The 15738-nt window shown below is 66.9% G+C and carries 17 protein-coding genes; 3 read left to right on the top strand and 14 right to left on the bottom strand.

Annotation, left to right across the window (positions count from 1 at the left end):
* Nucleotide 1: 1 nt before the first annotated feature.
* Genes ligA through O4H32_RS10780 form a run of 5 tightly spaced genes read right to left on the bottom strand, consistent with a single transcriptional unit; the run spans nucleotide 2 to nucleotide 4257 of the window.
* A complete protein-coding gene (gene ligA, locus O4H32_RS10800; RefSeq protein WP_269359069.1) occupies nucleotides 2-388 on the bottom strand; it encodes a protocatechuate 4,5-dioxygenase subunit alpha in 387 nt (128 codons plus the stop codon).
* 3 nt (nucleotides 389-391) lie between these two features.
* Nucleotides 392-1312 carry an amidohydrolase family protein gene (locus O4H32_RS10795; protein ID WP_269359067.1) on the bottom strand — a complete coding sequence of 307 codons (921 nt, stop codon included), beginning with the start codon at nucleotides 1310-1312 and terminating at the stop codon, nucleotides 392-394.
* A 6-nt stretch (nucleotides 1313-1318) separates the two neighbouring features.
* On the bottom strand, nucleotides 1319-2014 hold the full coding sequence (gene ligK / locus O4H32_RS10790; RefSeq protein WP_269359065.1) for a 4-carboxy-4-hydroxy-2-oxoadipate aldolase/oxaloacetate decarboxylase: 696 nt from the start codon (nucleotides 2012-2014) through the stop codon (nucleotides 1319-1321).
* Between the two features lie 20 nt (nucleotides 2015-2034).
* Nucleotides 2035-3063, bottom strand: coding sequence for an amidohydrolase family protein (locus O4H32_RS10785; RefSeq protein WP_269359152.1), 1029 nt, complete (start codon nucleotides 3061-3063; stop codon nucleotides 2035-2037).
* A 57-nt stretch (nucleotides 3064-3120) separates the two neighbouring features.
* Nucleotides 3121-4257: a 4-oxalomesaconate tautomerase gene (locus O4H32_RS10780; RefSeq protein ID WP_269359150.1), complete on the bottom strand. Its 1137-nt coding sequence runs from the start codon at nucleotides 4255-4257 to the stop codon at nucleotides 3121-3123.
* A gap of 152 nt (nucleotides 4258-4409) precedes the next feature.
* Between O4H32_RS10780 and O4H32_RS10775 the strand changes: the two genes are divergently transcribed.
* Nucleotides 4410-5324, top strand: coding sequence for a LysR substrate-binding domain-containing protein (locus tag O4H32_RS10775; protein ID WP_269359063.1), 915 nt, complete (start codon nucleotides 4410-4412; stop codon nucleotides 5322-5324).
* 16 nt (nucleotides 5325-5340) lie between these two features.
* Here O4H32_RS10775 and O4H32_RS10770 read toward each other — a convergent pair whose 3' ends face one another.
* The 6 genes from O4H32_RS10770 to O4H32_RS10745 form a co-directional block, all read right to left on the bottom strand.
* Nucleotides 5341-6234: a DUF1932 domain-containing protein gene (locus tag O4H32_RS10770; protein ID WP_269359061.1), complete on the bottom strand. Its 894-nt coding sequence runs from the start codon at nucleotides 6232-6234 to the stop codon at nucleotides 5341-5343.
* A gap of 17 nt (nucleotides 6235-6251) precedes the next feature.
* Nucleotides 6252-7250 carry an aldo/keto reductase gene (locus O4H32_RS10765; protein ID WP_269359060.1) on the bottom strand — a complete coding sequence of 333 codons (999 nt, stop codon included), beginning with the start codon at nucleotides 7248-7250 and terminating at the stop codon, nucleotides 6252-6254.
* Between the two features lie 103 nt (nucleotides 7251-7353).
* A complete protein-coding gene (locus O4H32_RS10760) occupies nucleotides 7354-8523 on the bottom strand; it encodes an ABC transporter substrate-binding protein (protein ID WP_269359059.1) in 1170 nt (389 codons plus the stop codon).
* 43 nt (nucleotides 8524-8566) lie between these two features.
* On the bottom strand, nucleotides 8567-9541 hold the full coding sequence (locus tag O4H32_RS10755) for a PDR/VanB family oxidoreductase (protein ID WP_269359057.1): 975 nt from the start codon (nucleotides 9539-9541) through the stop codon (nucleotides 8567-8569).
* A gap of 53 nt (nucleotides 9542-9594) precedes the next feature.
* Nucleotides 9595-10623, bottom strand: a complete 1029-nt coding sequence (locus tag O4H32_RS10750; protein ID WP_269359055.1) for an aromatic ring-hydroxylating dioxygenase subunit alpha — start codon at nucleotides 10621-10623, stop codon at nucleotides 9595-9597.
* A 159-nt stretch (nucleotides 10624-10782) separates the two neighbouring features.
* Nucleotides 10783-11301 carry a MarR family winged helix-turn-helix transcriptional regulator gene (locus O4H32_RS10745; protein ID WP_269359054.1) on the bottom strand — a complete coding sequence of 173 codons (519 nt, stop codon included), beginning with the start codon at nucleotides 11299-11301 and terminating at the stop codon, nucleotides 10783-10785.
* Between the two features lie 122 nt (nucleotides 11302-11423).
* On the opposite strand from O4H32_RS10745, the gene O4H32_RS10740 reads away from it, so the two are divergent.
* Nucleotides 11424-12143: an alpha/beta fold hydrolase gene (locus tag O4H32_RS10740; RefSeq protein ID WP_269359052.1), complete on the top strand. Its 720-nt coding sequence runs from the start codon at nucleotides 11424-11426 to the stop codon at nucleotides 12141-12143.
* Between the two features lie 35 nt (nucleotides 12144-12178).
* On the opposite strand, the gene O4H32_RS10735 is transcribed toward O4H32_RS10740, so the two are convergent.
* The gene (locus O4H32_RS10735) at nucleotides 12179-13039 is read right to left on the bottom strand and encodes a class III extradiol dioxygenase family protein (protein ID WP_269359050.1); all 861 of its coding nucleotides are present in this window, start codon (nucleotides 13037-13039) and stop codon (nucleotides 12179-12181) included.
* A 2-nt stretch (nucleotides 13040-13041) separates the two neighbouring features.
* Entirely contained in the window at nucleotides 13042-13401 is a 360-nt protein-coding gene (locus O4H32_RS10730; RefSeq protein WP_269359048.1) for a protocatechuate 4,5-dioxygenase subunit alpha, read from the bottom strand.
* 151 nt (nucleotides 13402-13552) lie between these two features.
* Here O4H32_RS10730 and O4H32_RS10725 point away from each other — a divergent pair, with 151 nt between their 5' ends.
* Entirely contained in the window at nucleotides 13553-14500 is a 948-nt protein-coding gene (locus O4H32_RS10725) for a helix-turn-helix domain-containing protein (RefSeq protein ID WP_269359047.1), read from the top strand.
* On the opposite strand, the gene pobA is transcribed toward O4H32_RS10725, so the two are convergent.
* Nucleotides 14482-15660: a 4-hydroxybenzoate 3-monooxygenase gene (gene pobA / locus O4H32_RS10720; protein WP_269359149.1), complete on the bottom strand. Its 1179-nt coding sequence runs from the start codon at nucleotides 15658-15660 to the stop codon at nucleotides 14482-14484. The two genes, O4H32_RS10725 and pobA, sit on opposite strands and share 19 nt — an antisense overlap.
* Between the last annotated feature and the right edge of the window lie 78 nt (nucleotides 15661-15738).

The raw sequence follows: 15738 nt of genomic DNA, 5'->3' as shown, positions 1-15738 counted from the left end.
ATCATTTTTCTCCGGTGCGGCGATTGCCCTGGATGTTCCGGCCGCCGGCCAGCATCATCGCGGCGTATTCTTCCTGGGTCATGCCGGTCATGCTGGCGGCCATGTACTGGAAGGAACGCCCGTCGGTGGCGCCGAGCTTGGCCAGGAAATAGATGTTGCCGCCCAGTTCCAGGCAACGGTTCAGGTCGCGCGCCAGCACGGCCTGCTTCTGGTCCTCGGTCATGGGCCACTCATCCAGGTAGGCGCGCTCGTCGGCGCGGAACCGGTCGCGGTTCTCGGCCTTCATCAGCGACATGCAGAACTGGTTCAGGTGATAACCCTTGCGGGACTGATCGGCGTCGAAGATGGTCGTGCCGGGCACGTCGGTATAGGGCTTGTTCAGGGACATGGCTCAACTCCAGTACAAGCGGTTCGGATTGTCCACCAGCAGCTTGCGCTGCAGTTCGGCCGTCGGCGCGATCCGCGGGATGTAATCGACCAGCAGCCCGTCGTCGGGCATGTGGGACTTCAGGTTCGGGTGCGGCCAGTCGGTGCCCCACAGCACACGGTCGGAAAAGGTCTCGACCAGGCGCCGGGCGAAGGGCACGACGTCGCGATAGGCGTCCTGCTCGCCGTTCAGGGCCGGCGGGCCGGACTGGCTGAGGCGTTCGGGGCAGCTGACCTTGCTCCAGACGTTCGGGTGCTCGCGCATCATCCGCATGAACAGGCCGAACTCCGGACCGTCCACGGGTTTCGTCACATCGGGCCGGCCCATATGGTCGACCACCACCGTGGTCGGCAGCGTGGTGAAGAAATCGTAGAGTTCTGGCAGGTCCTGGGCCTCGAAGTAGACCACCACGTGCCAGCCCAGCGGGGCGATGCGCGCGGCGATCTCGGCGAGCACTTCGCGCGGCGTGAAATCGGCCAGGCGCTTGACGAAATTGAAGCGCGTGCCGCGCACGCCGGCCTCGTGCATGTCCCGCAGTTCGGCGTCGGTGACGTCGCGCGAGACGGTCGCCACCCCGCGCGTCCGGCCACCGGACGCGCGCAGCGCGTCGACCAGGGCGCGATTGTCGGAGCCGTGGCAGGTCGCCTGCACGATCACGTTCTTCTCGAAGCCCAAGTGATCGCGCAGGGCGAACAAGGCTTCCTTGGGCGCGTCGCAAGGCGTGTACTTGCGCTCCGGCGCGTAGGGGAACACCGCGCCGGGGCCGAACACATGGCAATGGGCGTCCACCGCGCCGGCGGGCAGGCGGAAACGCGGCCGGCTCGGGCCATCGTAATAATCCAGCCAGCCCGGAGTCTTGGTGAAGGTTTCGACGGTCGTCATCATGAGTCCTCAGTCGATGTACTTCAGCCCGGCCTTTTCCAGGCCTTCGCGCATCTTGTAGTAATCTAGTCCCAGCACCCCCGAAGCGAAGATCTCGCGCTTGGCGCCTTCGTTGTCTTCGCGGGCCTGGGCCTTGGCGGCGACCTGGGCGGCGACGGCGGCGGGCACGACGACCACGCCATCGGTGTCGGCCACCACCACATCGCCCGGATTCACCGGCGCTCCGGCGCATACCACCGGGATGTTGACCGAGCCCAGGGTGGCCTTGATGGTGCCCTTGGAGCTGATGGCGCGGCTGAACACCGGAAAGTCCATGGATTCCAGGGTGTCGACGTCGCGCACACCGCCGTCGATGATCAGACCGCGCGCGCCGCGCGCCTTGAACGAAGTGGCCAACAGGTCGCCGAAGAAGCCGTCGGTGCTGTCGGCGGTGCAGCCGGCCACGACCACGTCTCCAGGCCGGATCTGTTCGGCGGCCACGTGCAGCATCCAGTTGTCGCCCGGCTGCAGCAGCACGGTCACCGCCGTGCCGCACATCCGCGCGCCGCGCCAGACCGGACGCATGTAGGGCTTCATCAGGCCGACGCGTCCCATGGCCTCGTGGATGGTCGCCACGCCGAAGCGCGCAAGCTGTTCGACGGCGGCGGGATCGGCGCGCTGGATCGTGCGATGGACGATGCCGAGCTGGTTGAGGGGAATGCTCATGTCCGTCTTTCTCCTGGGGTTTACAGGCCCTTGGCCTTCAGGGCGGCGTCCAGGCGCGGATACACGCGGCGCGCGTTGCCCTCGTAGATCTGGAAACGGTCGGCGTCGCTGAGCGTCGCGGCCGCCTCGATATAGCGTTTCGTGTCGTCGAAATGGTGCCCGGTCTCGGGATCGATGCCGCGCACCGCGCCGATCATCTCGGAAGCGAACAGCACGTTCTTCACCGGAATCACGCGGGTCAGCAGGTCGATGCCCGGCTGGTGATAGACGCAGGTATCGAAGAACACATTGTTCAGCAGGTGCTCGTCGAGCAGCGGCTTTTTCAGCGCCTGGGCAAGCCCGCGGAAACGGCCCCAATGGTAGGGCGCCGCGCCGCCGCCATGCGGGATCACGAAGCGCAGGGTCGGGAAGTCCTTGAACAGGTCCGAGGTCAGGCACTGCATGAAGGCCGTGGTGTCGGCATTCAGGTAGTGCGAGCCCGTGGTGTGGAAGCACGGGTTGCAACTGGTGGACACGTGGATCATCGCCGGGATGTCGTATTCCACCATCTTTTCATAGATGGGGTACCAGGACCGGTCCGACAGCGGCGGAGAAGTCCAGTGACCGCCCGACGGGTCCGGGTTCAGGTTGATCCCCACAGCGCCATATTCCTTGACGCATTTTTCCAGTTCCGGGATGCAGGTGGCCGGGTCCACGCCGGGCGACTGCGGCAGCATCGCGGCCATGACGAACTGGTCGGGGAACAGCGTCGCGACCCGGTGGCAGAGTTCGTTGCAGATCGCCGCCCAAGTACTGGACACCTGGAAGTCCCCGATGTGGTGGGCCATGAAGCTGGCGCGCGGCGAGAAGATCGTCAGGTCGGAGCCGCGTTCGCGCATCAGGCGCAACTGATTGGCTTCGATGCTTTCGCGCAGCGCATCGTCGTCGATGCGCAGGTCCGACGGGCTGGGCCGCTGCGCCGGATCCTGGATGCCGGCGATCTGCCGGTCGCGCCAATCGGCCAGCGCCTGCGGCGCGGTCGTGTAGTGGCCGTGACAATCGATGATCAGGGGTTTTCTGCTCATGTCCTACGATTCCTTTTCTGTGTGACGACGTAACCAGGCAGATCAGCACGCCTGGGCCCAGGTCGAGGCCGGCACCATCGCCTCGCCGCGCATGATGAGCCGCGCGGTCCGCAGCAGCGCCGCGCGCACGACCTTCTGGGGATCCTGGGGATCGATTTCCAGTTCGACCGTGAACTCGCCGCTGGGGTGTTCGATCGACACCGCCTTGCGCGCGCCTTGGGGCAGGCGCGCCAGGTCGTGCGGCACGGAGCCCTCCAGGACGCAGGCCGTACCCACCGTCACCGCCGCCAGCACGCCGATGGCCTCGTGACAGACATGCGGGATGAAGCTGCGGGTATTGACCGCCCCGCCTTGTCGGGGAGCGGACACCAGGGTCATCTTGGGGTAATTGCGCCCCGACACGTCCCCCAGGCCCATCAGTTCGCCCGTGCGCAACCGCAGGGCCTCGATGCGGGCCTTCAGCCCCAGGTCGGCGTTCAGTTCGGCCGGGGTTTCATGCCCGGTGCAACCCACGTCGGCGGCCCGGAACAGCACCAGCGGCATGCCGTTGTCGATGCAGGTGACCTCGATCTCGAAAGCCTCGAAATCGGCGCCGGCCGGCGGCTCGACGCGCACCCGGTCACGCACGCGGCCGGTAGGCAACAGCCCCGAACACACCGAGCCGGCCGTGTCCAGGAAATTGATGGTGATCGGCGCCGAACGGCCGGGCACGCCGTCGATGCGCGCATCGCCCTCGTAGGACACCTGCCGGCCCTCGGGCGTCATCGGGGTCAGGACGGTGATGTCGCACTGCATGCCGGTGTTGCGGGTCAGCACGCGGGCGGTGGTCTCGTCGCCCTGGGCCTTGATCAGGCCGCGCTCCAGCGCGAAGGGCACGACCGCCGCCAGCATGTTGCCGCAATTGGCCGTCGTGTCGACCGTGTCGCGGTCGGGCTGCAACTGCGCGAACAGGAATTCCAGATCCACGCCCGGCGTCGTGCCGGGCCGCACGATGCCGACTTTGCTGGTGAGCGGATGGGCGCCGCCCAGGCCGTCGATCTGGCGCCGGTCGGGAGAACCCATGACCGCCAGCAGCACGCGGTCGCGCGCCGCCGTGTCCGATGGCAGCTCGGATTCCAGGAAGAACGGCCCGCGCGATGTACCGCCGCGCATGAACAAGGCCGGAATGGGTTTCTGCATCATGTCACCACGCTGTGCTTGATGAGGCCTATTATGGACGCGGGACGCCCCGCGCATAAGCGCTCGGGTCCACTATCAGCTATGCCGAAATGATATGATGCCCATCATTCAATGCCGGATTAGAGGGTAAACCCTAGCATGAGGCGGACGTCATGGATCTGAAACAACTGGAATACTTCATGCGCGTCGCAGAACTGGGCAGCTTCACCCAGGCTTCGCACGCGCTGAACATCGCGCAGCCGGCCCTCAGCCGTCAAGTCCGCATGCTGGAGGTCGAGCTGCGCCAGAACCTGCTGAACCGCAACGGGCGCGGCGTCACCACCACCGAGGCCGGCAAGCTGCTGCTGGAGCACTGCCGCGGCATCCTGCACCAGGTCGAGCGCGCCAAGGAAGACATGGGCCGTGTGCAAGGCGCACTGGCGGGCCGGGTGGCCCTGGGCATCGCGCCCAGCGCCTCGAAGATGATGGCGGTGGAACTGACGCGGCAATTCCGCAAGCGGCTGCCGAACGCCAGTCTGTCGATCAGCGAGGGCCTGTCCCTGGTCATGCAGGAATGGCTGCTGGCGGGCCGCCTGGACATCGCCCTGATGTACAACCCGTCACCCTCGGCCGAGCTGGACTTGTCGCCGCTGACCAGCGAAAGGCTGTATCTCGTCGGCACCCGGGGGCCGCACCCGTCGGACCAGCCGCTGCCCCTGCACGCGCTGGTCAATATCCCGCTGATCATTCCGAACCGGCCCCACACCGTGCGCATGCTGCTGGAATCGGACATGGCGCTCATCGGCGCCCGCCCGAACATCCGCCTGGAAATCGACAGTGTCCAGGCGATCCTGGACCTGGTGGCCGACGGCACGGGCTACGCCATCCTGACGGAGCACGCCGTCCTCACCTCGGCCCAGCCGGACCGCTACCACATCCGGCCCATCGTCCAGCCAGAACTGCGCAGCCGCCTGTATCTGGCGACGGCGGCGGGCCGGATCACGACCCTGACCCAGAAGGCCATGCTGGAGCTGATCCGCACCACGGTACGCCAGGTCTACCCACCGGCGATGACCCAGACCGCCTGAACCGGGCGCGGGACACTCAGGAACGGGCCTGGGCGATCAGCCGGTCCGCGTAGGCCTGCCAGCCGCCCGCAGCCTCGACGTCCGCGAACAGGCCCTGGGCGGCCAGCCCCGCGACCCAGTCCTGTTTTTCGGCGGTCGCGGCGGCCATCCAGGGCTCGAACCCGGCCTCGCGCACGGTATTGGCGACCTCGCGCATTTCCTCGGCGCGGCGACGGCCGTGCTGCACGACACGGCTGTAGAAATAGCGCCCCTGCTCCGTCCAGTCGATGGACGGAAAGGTCTCCTGCAGCGTGGGCAGCACGTAGTCCTCGACGCCGTAGGCGCGCGCGGCCGTGTAGCTTTCGATCACCAGGGCCTCCAGGCCCTTGATCATCACGCTGCGGCACATTTTGATCGCCGAAGCCACGCCCAGCTCGGGCGACACGGCGCTGGCGTCCATGCCGAAGGCGCGCAGCCTTTGCGCGAGGACTTCGGCGTGCGGCCCGCCCAGGAGCATCGGCACCCGGATGCCGTAGGGCGGGACCGAGGTCATCACGCCCGCCTCGACGTAGTGTCCGCCCGCGGCCTCGATCAGCCCGGCGGCCTCGCGTTTGGCCCCCGGCGAAGCGGAGTTCAGGTCCAGGAAGGCGGTGCCCGGCCGCAGATGCGAGGCCGCCTCGCGCGCCACCGCCACCGTGTTCGAGGCAGTGACGGCGGAAATCACCAGATCGGCGGCCGCGCACAGCGCCGCCGCCGAATCGCACAGGACGACGCCATCGCGCGCCGCGCGCTCACGCAGCGACGCCGCCGAGGCCGCATCGGCCAGTTTCAGGTCCCAGGCATGGACGCTGTCCACCTGCGTTTTCAGGCCGGCGCAGAAAATGCCGCCGACCTCGCCATAGCCGATCAAACCCAGTCGAGTGCCTTGCATCGCTTTCGAAGCTCCTTTTAAAACTGTTCCGTGTCGACTTCCGCCTGCGCGGCGGGGCCGTAGCGTTCCCCCGCGACCCGCCCGCGGTCGAACAGCCGCGCCAGCGCCTCGCAGGCCGCCGCATCCAGCCGCACGTCGACCGCGCCGAGGTTTTCCTCCAGGTGCGCCAGCCGGGTCGTCCCGGGGATGGGAATGATGTCATCGCCCTGGCGCAGCAGCCAGGCCAGCGCCAGTTGGCCGGGCGTGCAGCCATGATCCCGTGCCATGCGCCGCATCGGCTCCAGAAGCGCCTGGTTGCGCGCGAAGGCCTCGGGCTGGAAACGCGGCATCCGCCGCCGCAAGTCGCCGGCGTCCAGTATCGCCATGTCGGGCAGGCCGTCGGCCAGGAACGCCCGCCCCAGCGGGCTGAATGCGACCAGCGCCGCCCCCAGTTCGCGGCAGGCCCGCAGGACGGCGATCTCGACTTCGCGCGACCACAGGGAATATTCGCTCTGGACGGCGGCGACCGGATGCACGGCGTGCGCCCGCCGCAGCGTCTCGGCCGAGACCTCGGACAGTCCGATGGCACGGATCTTGCCCGCGCGGACCAGATCCGCCAGAGCGCCCACGCTGTCCTCGATGGGCACGGACTTGTCCCAGCGATGCAGGTAGTACAGATCGATCACATCGGTGCGCAGGCGGCGCAGGGAATCCTCGCAGGTGCGACGCAGGGTTTCGGGCCGGCCGTCGATGTGGCGCTGGCCGTTCTCGCGAAAGATCCCGCATTTGCTGGCCAGCATGAAACGGCCTCGGTGCGGGGCCAGCACCCGGCCCAGCAGTTCCTCGTTATGGCCGAAACCATAGAGCGCCGCCGTGTCGAACAGCGTCACGCCCCGGTCCAGCGCGCCCAGCAACAGCGCCTCTGCGTGGGCCGGCGAAGCCGCCGGTCCGTAGCCGTGGCTCAGGCTCATGCAGCCCAGGCCGATGGGAAAGACCGGGGTGCCGGCCAGCGCGCGCGTCGTCGTTTTCGTCGTCATGGTGACCCGATTATCCCCATAAACGGGACGGCCCGGTAAGACCGGGCGCGTCACTAACAGCTATGCCGGATTGCTATGGTATCCGGATACAGCGTGCCCGGCGCTACATCTTCCCGGGGTCCTTGACGGCCTGGACCGTGGCGAACTCCACATTCTGCAGCACGCCGCCCACCTTCTCGACCTTGCGGATGTAGACGTTCTGGATGATGTCGCGAGTCTGGGAGTCGATTTCAACCGGGCCGCGCGGGCTAGTCCATTTCAGCCCCTTGACCGCCGCGATGAAAGCATCGCCGCCGGCATCGCCCTTGGTTTTTTCCAGCGCTTCGCGGATCAGCCTCATGCCGTCGTAAGCCGCCACGGCCACCATGTTGGGCCGCGTGCCGGGATAGGCCCGGGCATAGGCCTGGACAAAGGCTTTGTTCTCAGGCGAATCGTGCGCCTGGGAATAGTGGAACGAGGTGATCATGCCCAGGGCGTTGTCGCCCATGGCCGCGAGCACGTCCTCGGTAACCACATCGCCGGTGGCCAGCAGCCGGATGCCGGCGTCGGCCAGGGCGCGCTCCTTGTAGCTCTTGGCGAAGGCGACCCCTTGTTCGCCGTTGGGCACGAACAGGAAGATCGCGTCCGGCCTGGCGTCCTTGATCTTCTGCAGGAACGGCGCGAAATCCGGGCTGGTGAGCGGCGTCTGGACCTCACCCACCACCTCGCCGCCCGCGGCGGTGAAGGTCTTCTTGAACTGAGCCGCCGCGTCATGGCCCGGCCCATAGTCGGCCACGGCGATGTACACCTTGTGGATGCCGTTGGCCGCCGCCCAGCCCGCCATCGGCGCAGCCACCTGCGGCAGCGTCATGGACGTGCGCACGATGTAGGGCGACTTTTCCGTGATCGAGGACGTGGCGGCATTCATCACGACCATCGGCACCTTGGCCTCGGTGGCCAGGGGCGCGACCGAGAATGCGCCCGGCGTCAGGCCAAAACCGGCCAGCACCTCGACCTTGTCCTGGATCAGCAAGGTCTGCGCCTGGCGCTTGCTGATCGAAGGCGAGACACCAGTGTCGTCTTTCTCGATCAGCACGATCCGGCGGCCCGCCACCGTGTCGCCGTGCTCCTTCAGATAGAGCTTCGCGCCGTTCACCATCTGCTGACCGGTCGAGGCGAACGGCCCCGACAGCGGCAGGATCATGCCGACCTTCAGATCCCGGGCCTGGGCGGCGCCCGCCCCTGCCGCCGCGAAAACGCAGGCGGCCAGCAATTTACCGATCGTATGCTTCACGTGTGTCTCCTTGTCTTGTCATCGTGAAATGAAGGCGCCGGGCCTACAGATCCAGCACCAGCATGGGGGTCCGGGCGCGCGAGCAGCATGGCGTGAACTGATCGTTCACCGCGTGCTCCGCATCTGTGAGATAGCTGTCGCGGTGGTCCGGGACGCCTTCGCGCACGCCCGTCAGACAGGTGCCGCAGATCCCTTCCTCGCAGGAGACAGGGATGAACACCCCCTGCCGGTCCAGCGCCGATGTGACGGTCTCGTCGGCCGGAATGTCGAAGACCTCGCCGGTGCTGGCCAATTTGACCTGGAAGGCCACGTCCCCCTCGACCGGCGCCGAGGGATGCTCGTCCTCGCCGAGGGCGAAGCGCTCGAAGTGGATGCGCGCCTCGTCCACGCCGGCCGCGCGCGCCTGCGCGAGGATGAAATCGATATAGCCCGACGGCCCGCAGACGTAGACATGAGTCCGGGCGTCGGCCGCCGCCAGCACGGCCCGCGCGTCCAGGGCGGTTCCGGGTTCGTCGTCGAAATGCGCCTGGGCATGCCCCGCCAGGGCCGGCCCCAGGATCTCGTCCAGGAAAGCGGCGCGAGCGCGGGACCGGCAGCTGTAGTGCAGGTCGAAGGCGGCGTCCGTCGCCCGCAGGCGGCGCGCCATGCACAGCAGCGGCGTGATCCCGATCCCGCCGGCGAACAGCAGGCTGTGTTCGGCCGGCACCAGCGGGAAACGGTTGCGCGGCGGACTGATGCGCAGCAGATCCCCCACGCGCACCTGGTCGTGCACCGCCGCCGAGCCCCCGCGCGACCGCGGCTCGCGCAGCACGCCGATCAGAAAGTGGGACCGCTGCAGGCAGTCGTTGAGCAGTGAATATTGGCGGATGAAACCGCCCGGCAGGTGCACATCGATGTGCGCCCCGGGGGAAAATTCCGGCAGCGGGCCGCCATCGGGGTCCACCAGCTCGAGGCTCACGACGTCCTGGGCCGCCTGATGCTTGCCGGCGACCCGCACGGACAGGGATTCGGTGATCATGTCTTTCTCTTTCCAATCGGCCCGGCGGGCATGCCGGACCTTCCATAAAGCCTTCAGGCGGCCTCCGCCTGAATCAAATCGTCGAGGATGCGCCGCGCCCGCACGCCGCCGGCATCGATGTTCAAGGCCAGCAGCCGGCGACCGGGGAAATTGCGCTGGTTGCGCTGCTGCGCCTCCAGCACGGCCAGGTCCTGGCTGAAGATCCTGCCCTGCCCGGCGCGGATCGCATCGGTCAGGGCGTCGTCATCGGGCTGGAAATGACGGGCCATGCCCCAGAAATACCAGTGCGAGGACTCGGTCTCGGGCGTCATGAAGTCCACGACGATCGCCGAAACCTTGTCCCGGGCATCGGCCTCGAAGCCGCCCTTGCCCGCCAGCGCCACGCCGACATCGATCAGCACGTGGCCCGGCGCGGTGAAACGCGACATCTGCCAACGGTCGACCAGCGCCTGGTCGTCCAGGCCGTGGGCCCGCATGGCGGCCTGCCAGAAAGGCGGCGCGACGATGCCCTGCATGACGCGGCTGGTGACGACCTGATCGCCCTCAACCCGGGTCTGGACCGGCGCCTCGTCGATTTCGCCCTGGCCGATGCTGTCGGTGTGCACGTAGGCTTCGTGAGTCAGATCCATCAGGTTGTCGATCATCAGCCGGTAATCGCAGCCGATATGATAAAGCCCCCCGCCGTATGCCCATTCGGGATGGTGGGCCCAGAACAGGTCGGGGATGGCCGCCTCGTCGGCGCGTTCGGGATCGCCCGGCCAGATCCAGACGAAGCCGTGCCGCTCTACCACCGGGTAGCTGCGGATGCAGGGGAACCCGCCCACCCGCTGCTTGGGCATGGAGACGGCCTTGCCGTCGCAGCCCATGACCAGGCCATGGTAGCCGCACATCAGGTTGCCGTCCACGACCGCGCCCAGGGACAGGGCCGCGCCCCGATGAGGACAGAAATCCTCGAGCGCCGCAACCCTGCCCTCCGCGCCCCGGTAGAGCGCGACGGGTTGGCCGCAGATCGTGCGGCCCAGGGGTTTGTCCGCGATCTCGTCGGGCGTGCAGGCCACGTACCAGGCATTCTTGGGAAACATCGTCAACCTCCTGGGAGACCGCCCGCAGTGACGCGGCCCGGTCGTGCATCGTTCGGATTAACATTCAGCACACTGAATATTTAGGGATATCCTATTTTCTCGGACGACGATGCCATATCCGTGCTTACCCTTAGGGATCCTCCAGAGTCCGGAGGGTCCCTATCCCCGACCGGACGCAGGATCATCGACGGAGCCCCCCGAAGCCCCGGGCCGCACCGCCGTCAACGGCGCACGGCTCTGGTGATTGTTGACATCGACCAGTTTCTGCAGCAGTGCCATGAACCGGGCTTCTTCCCGGGGCGAGAACTTTTCGAAGATGCGTCGGTGCAACCGGCCGATGGCCTCGTTGAGCGACAACAGAAGATCCCGTCCCTGATCGGTCAGGGTCAGAATCCGCTGGCGACGGTTCGCCGGATCGACCCGCCGGGACAGCAGGCCCTTTTCTTCCAGGCGCATCGCCACGCTGGCCGCCGTGGACGTGTCGATGGCCGCCAGCCCCGCCACGGAAACCTGGTCGATCCCGGGATTGTCCAGCAGCACGCACAACACGGCATACTGCATGGGCGTGACCAGGCTGCCGATCTCGTCGTGGAAGATCGAGGCGGAAATCTGCTGCGCACGGCGCAGCAAGTGGCCAGGCTGGGTATAGAGGGGTTCTCGCAGGATCGGATCGGGCATGCGGACATCTCGCCGGAGACCGCCGGGCGCGCGGCCGGAAAAAGACATGGGCGGACGCCGCCCCCGCGTCCTCGTGCGATGATGATTTCGATGATCCCGATTATCCTTCAGAAGGAGATTCCATGAGCAACACGCGTCCCACCTTCGTCCTGCTGCACGGCCTGCTGTGCGATGCGGACACCTGGGCCGATTTCATCGGCACGCTCTCGCGTCTGGGGCACGTCCTGGCCGCGAATCTGAGCGGCATCGGCGCCCTGCCCGACGCGGCGCGGGACGTGCTGGCGCGCGCGTCGGGACCGCTGATCGTCCTGGGGCATTCGATGGGCGGACGCGTCGCGCTGGAAATGGTGCGCCAGGCGCCGGCACGCTGCCATGCCCTGGTCCTGATGAACACGGGTTACCAGGGCCTGGGCGAAAGCGAGGCCGAAAAGCGCATGGCCCTGGTGCGCGCCGCCCGGGCGGGGGGCGTCCAGGCCATCGTCGAGGACTGGCTGGACGGCATGATCGCGCACCGGACCCGGAGCGATGCCACCCTGATGGCCCGGATGCGCGCCATGGTCCTGCGCTCGACGCCGGAATCCTTCGCCGGTCAGATCCAGGCCCTGATCGAACGGCCCGACGCGACGGATCTGCTGGGCCGGATCGCCTGCCCCGTCCTGTTCATGAGCGGCACCGAGGACCGCTGGAGCCCGCTCGACCGCCACGCGGACATGGCCTCCAGAGTGCCGGACGCGGTTCTGGAGGCGGTCGAGGGCGCCGGCCACATGGCACCCTTCGAGGCGCCCGAGGCCTGCCTGTCCGTGATCATGGACTGGCTGGCACGGCGGGGGCTGGTTGCCTGACCCGGCCGGACCGGGTTCGGAACCCGGGTTCGGATTCAGCCGGCCTGAGCCGGTTCCAGCACCAGCAGTCCGGTGGCCGTATTGGAGATCGGCACGTGATAGTGCGCATGGTGGCGCTTGACCGGCATGTCGTCCAGCACGCCGCGCGCCGCAACCCACATCAGCAACTCGATCCCCTGCGTCCCGGTGAGCTCGACCAGATCTTCGTTGGCGTACTGGGTGATCCAGGTCGGATCGTCCACCAGGCTGTCCATGAACTGCAGATCGAAGGGCTTGTTGATAAAGCCGGCGCGTTCGCCATCGAGCTGGTGCGACAGGCCCCCGCTGGCAATGACGAGCACGCGCCGGCCGTCGTCCCAGGACTCGATCGCGCGCCGCAACGACTGCCCCAGCCGGTAGCAGCGCGAGGCCGAGGGGTACGGCGCCAGAACGGTGTTGATGCACACTGGCACGATTTCCACCGGCCACTCGCCGGCGTCCTTGCCTTCCGGCCAGAGCAGCGCCAGGGGCAACGACACCGAATGATCGATCAGGGCTTCCTGACAGGTGGTGATGTCGAACTCGTCCTCGACCAGCGTCTCGACGATATGCCAGGACAGGTCCACACAGCCGCGCGCCGCCGCCAGCGGCGGGATGCCCCAACCCTCGTCCGCGTTCCTGTAGACGTCCGCGGCGCCCACTGCGAACGTCGGCATCTTGTCGAGGAAGAAATTCAGGCCATGGTCATTGTGCAGGATGACCACCACATCCGGGCGCTCACGGCCCAGCCATTCGCGCGCTTTGCCATACGCGTCGAAAAAGGGCTTCCAGTAAGGATCCTGCTGTTTCTGGCGGGCCAGCGCCCCGCCGATGGCCGGCACGTGGGACGTGCTGATGCTGCCGATGATGTGCGCCATGATCAAGCTCCCGCCGCGATGAGTCTGGCCTGGAAGGCCTCTTTGGTGACGCCCGTCTGCTGGGCGCCGATGTCCTGCATGTCCAGGCCGAAGATCCCGGCCAGCTTGGCCAGATAGTACGGATGCCCACCGGCGGCGATCATGCGCAGGACCTGGCGGCTGCGGACGGCCTCTTTCTGAGCTTCCGTCAGGTGGTAGCGCGTCATGTAGGCTTCCTCGTCGCGCTGGAAGGCCTCGCGGTTTTCGGCCGCATTGAAACTGAAGCACATGCGGTTCAATGCATAGCCGATGCGGGCCAGGTCGCCGTCGAAGATCACGGTGCCTGGAATTTCCCGCCGGCGCTTGCGTGTGGCTGCTGTCATGGGGTGTCTCCTTGGGATCGATGCCGCCGCGCCGATGTCGCGGCGGGTACGGACAGACTCATGATGAGCCTGGGCGCGCCGCCGGAGAATGGACTTTTATTTTTTAAAAATGTACATTTCGCGGATATTGGCCCAATCCCTGGAGGACGCCATGGAGCCCCTGACCCCCGCGCCTCCGGCCCGCGACCACACCGCCATTCCCATCTACAAACTGTATGGATACGGCAATGTCTGGACCACCTCGGACCCGCTTTATTGCGAAACCATCGCGGCACAGGAAAAATTGCACAATTGGCATGTGGCCGCCCACAAACACACGGACCTGTTCCAGGTGCTGTTCCTGGAGTCAGGCGAGGTCACGGTGGTGCTGGACGGGCGTGCGAGCACGCTGGGACCGGGGCGGCTGGTGCTGGTGCCGCAGCGGGTGGTCCACGAGTTCATCTTCCGCCCCGGCTCGGGCGGCTACATCCTGACACTGACCTATGCGCTGCTGCATGGCCTGTGCGCGCGCTTCGGACTGGCCCTGAGCGCCGCCACCGATCCGGCCGTACTGGCGCTGGACGCGGACGAGGCCGGGCGACACACGGCCCTGAGCTTCCATGCGCTGGACCGGGAATACCGCGGCCTGCACAGCCCGCAGCGCGGCCCGCTGCTGGAATCGCTGCTGTCGGTCATTCTGGTCTGGATCCACCGCCAGGGCTATCCGGCCGGCACGGCCGCCACCGGATCGGATCCAGGCAGCCAGCATCTGACGCGCTACGCCCGGATGATCGAGACCCACCACCCCCGCCAGCACCGGGTGGCCTGGTACGCCCAGCGCATTGGCGTGACCCCCGCCCACCTGAACGCCATCGTCCAGGCCCTGGCGGGCAAGTCGGCGCTGGAACTGATCCACGAACGGCTGCTGCTGGAGGCACGCCGCGAACTGATCTACACGCCACGCACCGTCGGCGCGATCTCCGATTCGCTCGGCTTCGCGGACCCGGGCTATTTCACGCGCTTTTTCAAGCGGCTGACGGGCGAATCGCCCAAGGATTTCCGCCGCCGGGCGCTGACGCCCGGCGAGCCATCGGTCGCGGCTCAGACCACGGCTTCGTAGGGCAGGCCGACGTAGTTTTCCGCGATCGTGGTCAGCCCGGCGCGAGTGCTGGTGTAGTAGTCCTGCTCGGCCTTCTGGATGCGCTGGCTGAAAGCGTCATCATCGAAGGTGTGCAACAGCATGCTCATCCACCAGGAAAAACGCTCGGCCTTCCAGACGCGGCGCAACGCGATCTCAGAATAACGGTCGAGCAGATCGGGCCGCCCATCCAGACAGGCGCCGCGCAGCGCATGATAGAGCGTATAGACGTCGCTGGAGGCCAAATTCAGGCCTTTGGCGCCGGTGGGCGGCACGATGTGCGCGGCATCGCCCACCAGGAACAGATTGCCGAACTTCATCGGTTCAGCCACGAAGCTGCGCAGCGGCGCGATGCTCTTTTCGATGGAGGGCCCGGTCACCAGCCTGGCCGCCACGTCTTCGGGCAGCCGGGCCGACAGCTCCGTCCAGAAACGGTCGTCGGACCAGTCCTCGACATGTTCCGCCAGACTGCACTGGATGTAGTAACGGCTGCGGGTGTGCGAGCGCATGCTGCACAGCGCGAACCCGCGCGGGTTGTGGACGTAGATCAGTTCGTCCTCGACGGGCGGCGTGTCGGACATCAGGCCCAGCCAGCCAAAGGGATACACGCGCTCGAATTCCTTGATCTTGTCCTTGGGCGCGGACTTGCGCGACACGCCGTGGAAGCCGTCGCAACCGGCGATGTAATCGCACTCCAGCGTCCGCTTCTGGCCCTGATGGGTGAAAGTGACACGCGGCTTGCCGTCCAGAAAATCGTGCAGTTGCACGTCCTCGGCCTCGTAGTAAATGGGCGCGCCATTCGCCTTGCGGGCGTCCATCAGGTCGCGCGTGACCTCGGTCTGCCCATAGACCAGCACCGCCTGGCCGGTCAGTCCCTTCAGGTCGACGTGCTGACGCCGCCCCTGGAAGGCCAGGCTGATGCCGTCGTGCACCAGGCCTTCGCGGTCCATGCGTTCGGACACGCCGGCCTCGCGCATCAGGTCGACGAAACCATATTCCAGCACGCCGGCGCGGATGCGACCCAGGACGTATTCGGGCGTATGGCGTTCCAGAATCACATTGTCGATGCCGCACCGATGCAGCAACTGGCCCAGCAGCAGCCCCGAGGGGCCCGCGCCGATGATGGCGACCCGCGTCTTGATGTTCATGTCTTCTCCGTTCTCATGTTGGTTCGGTCCGTGGATTCGAATCCGTGGCACGGAACAGATGGTGCGCCATCC

The sequence above is a fragment of the Castellaniella denitrificans genome (assembly GCF_027214045.1).
GTDB classification, from domain to species: domain Bacteria; phylum Pseudomonadota; class Gammaproteobacteria; order Burkholderiales; family Burkholderiaceae_B; genus Castellaniella; species Castellaniella denitrificans_A.
The sequence above is the reverse complement of the archived record's forward strand: the minus strand, read 5'-3'. Positions and strand labels throughout refer to the sequence as shown.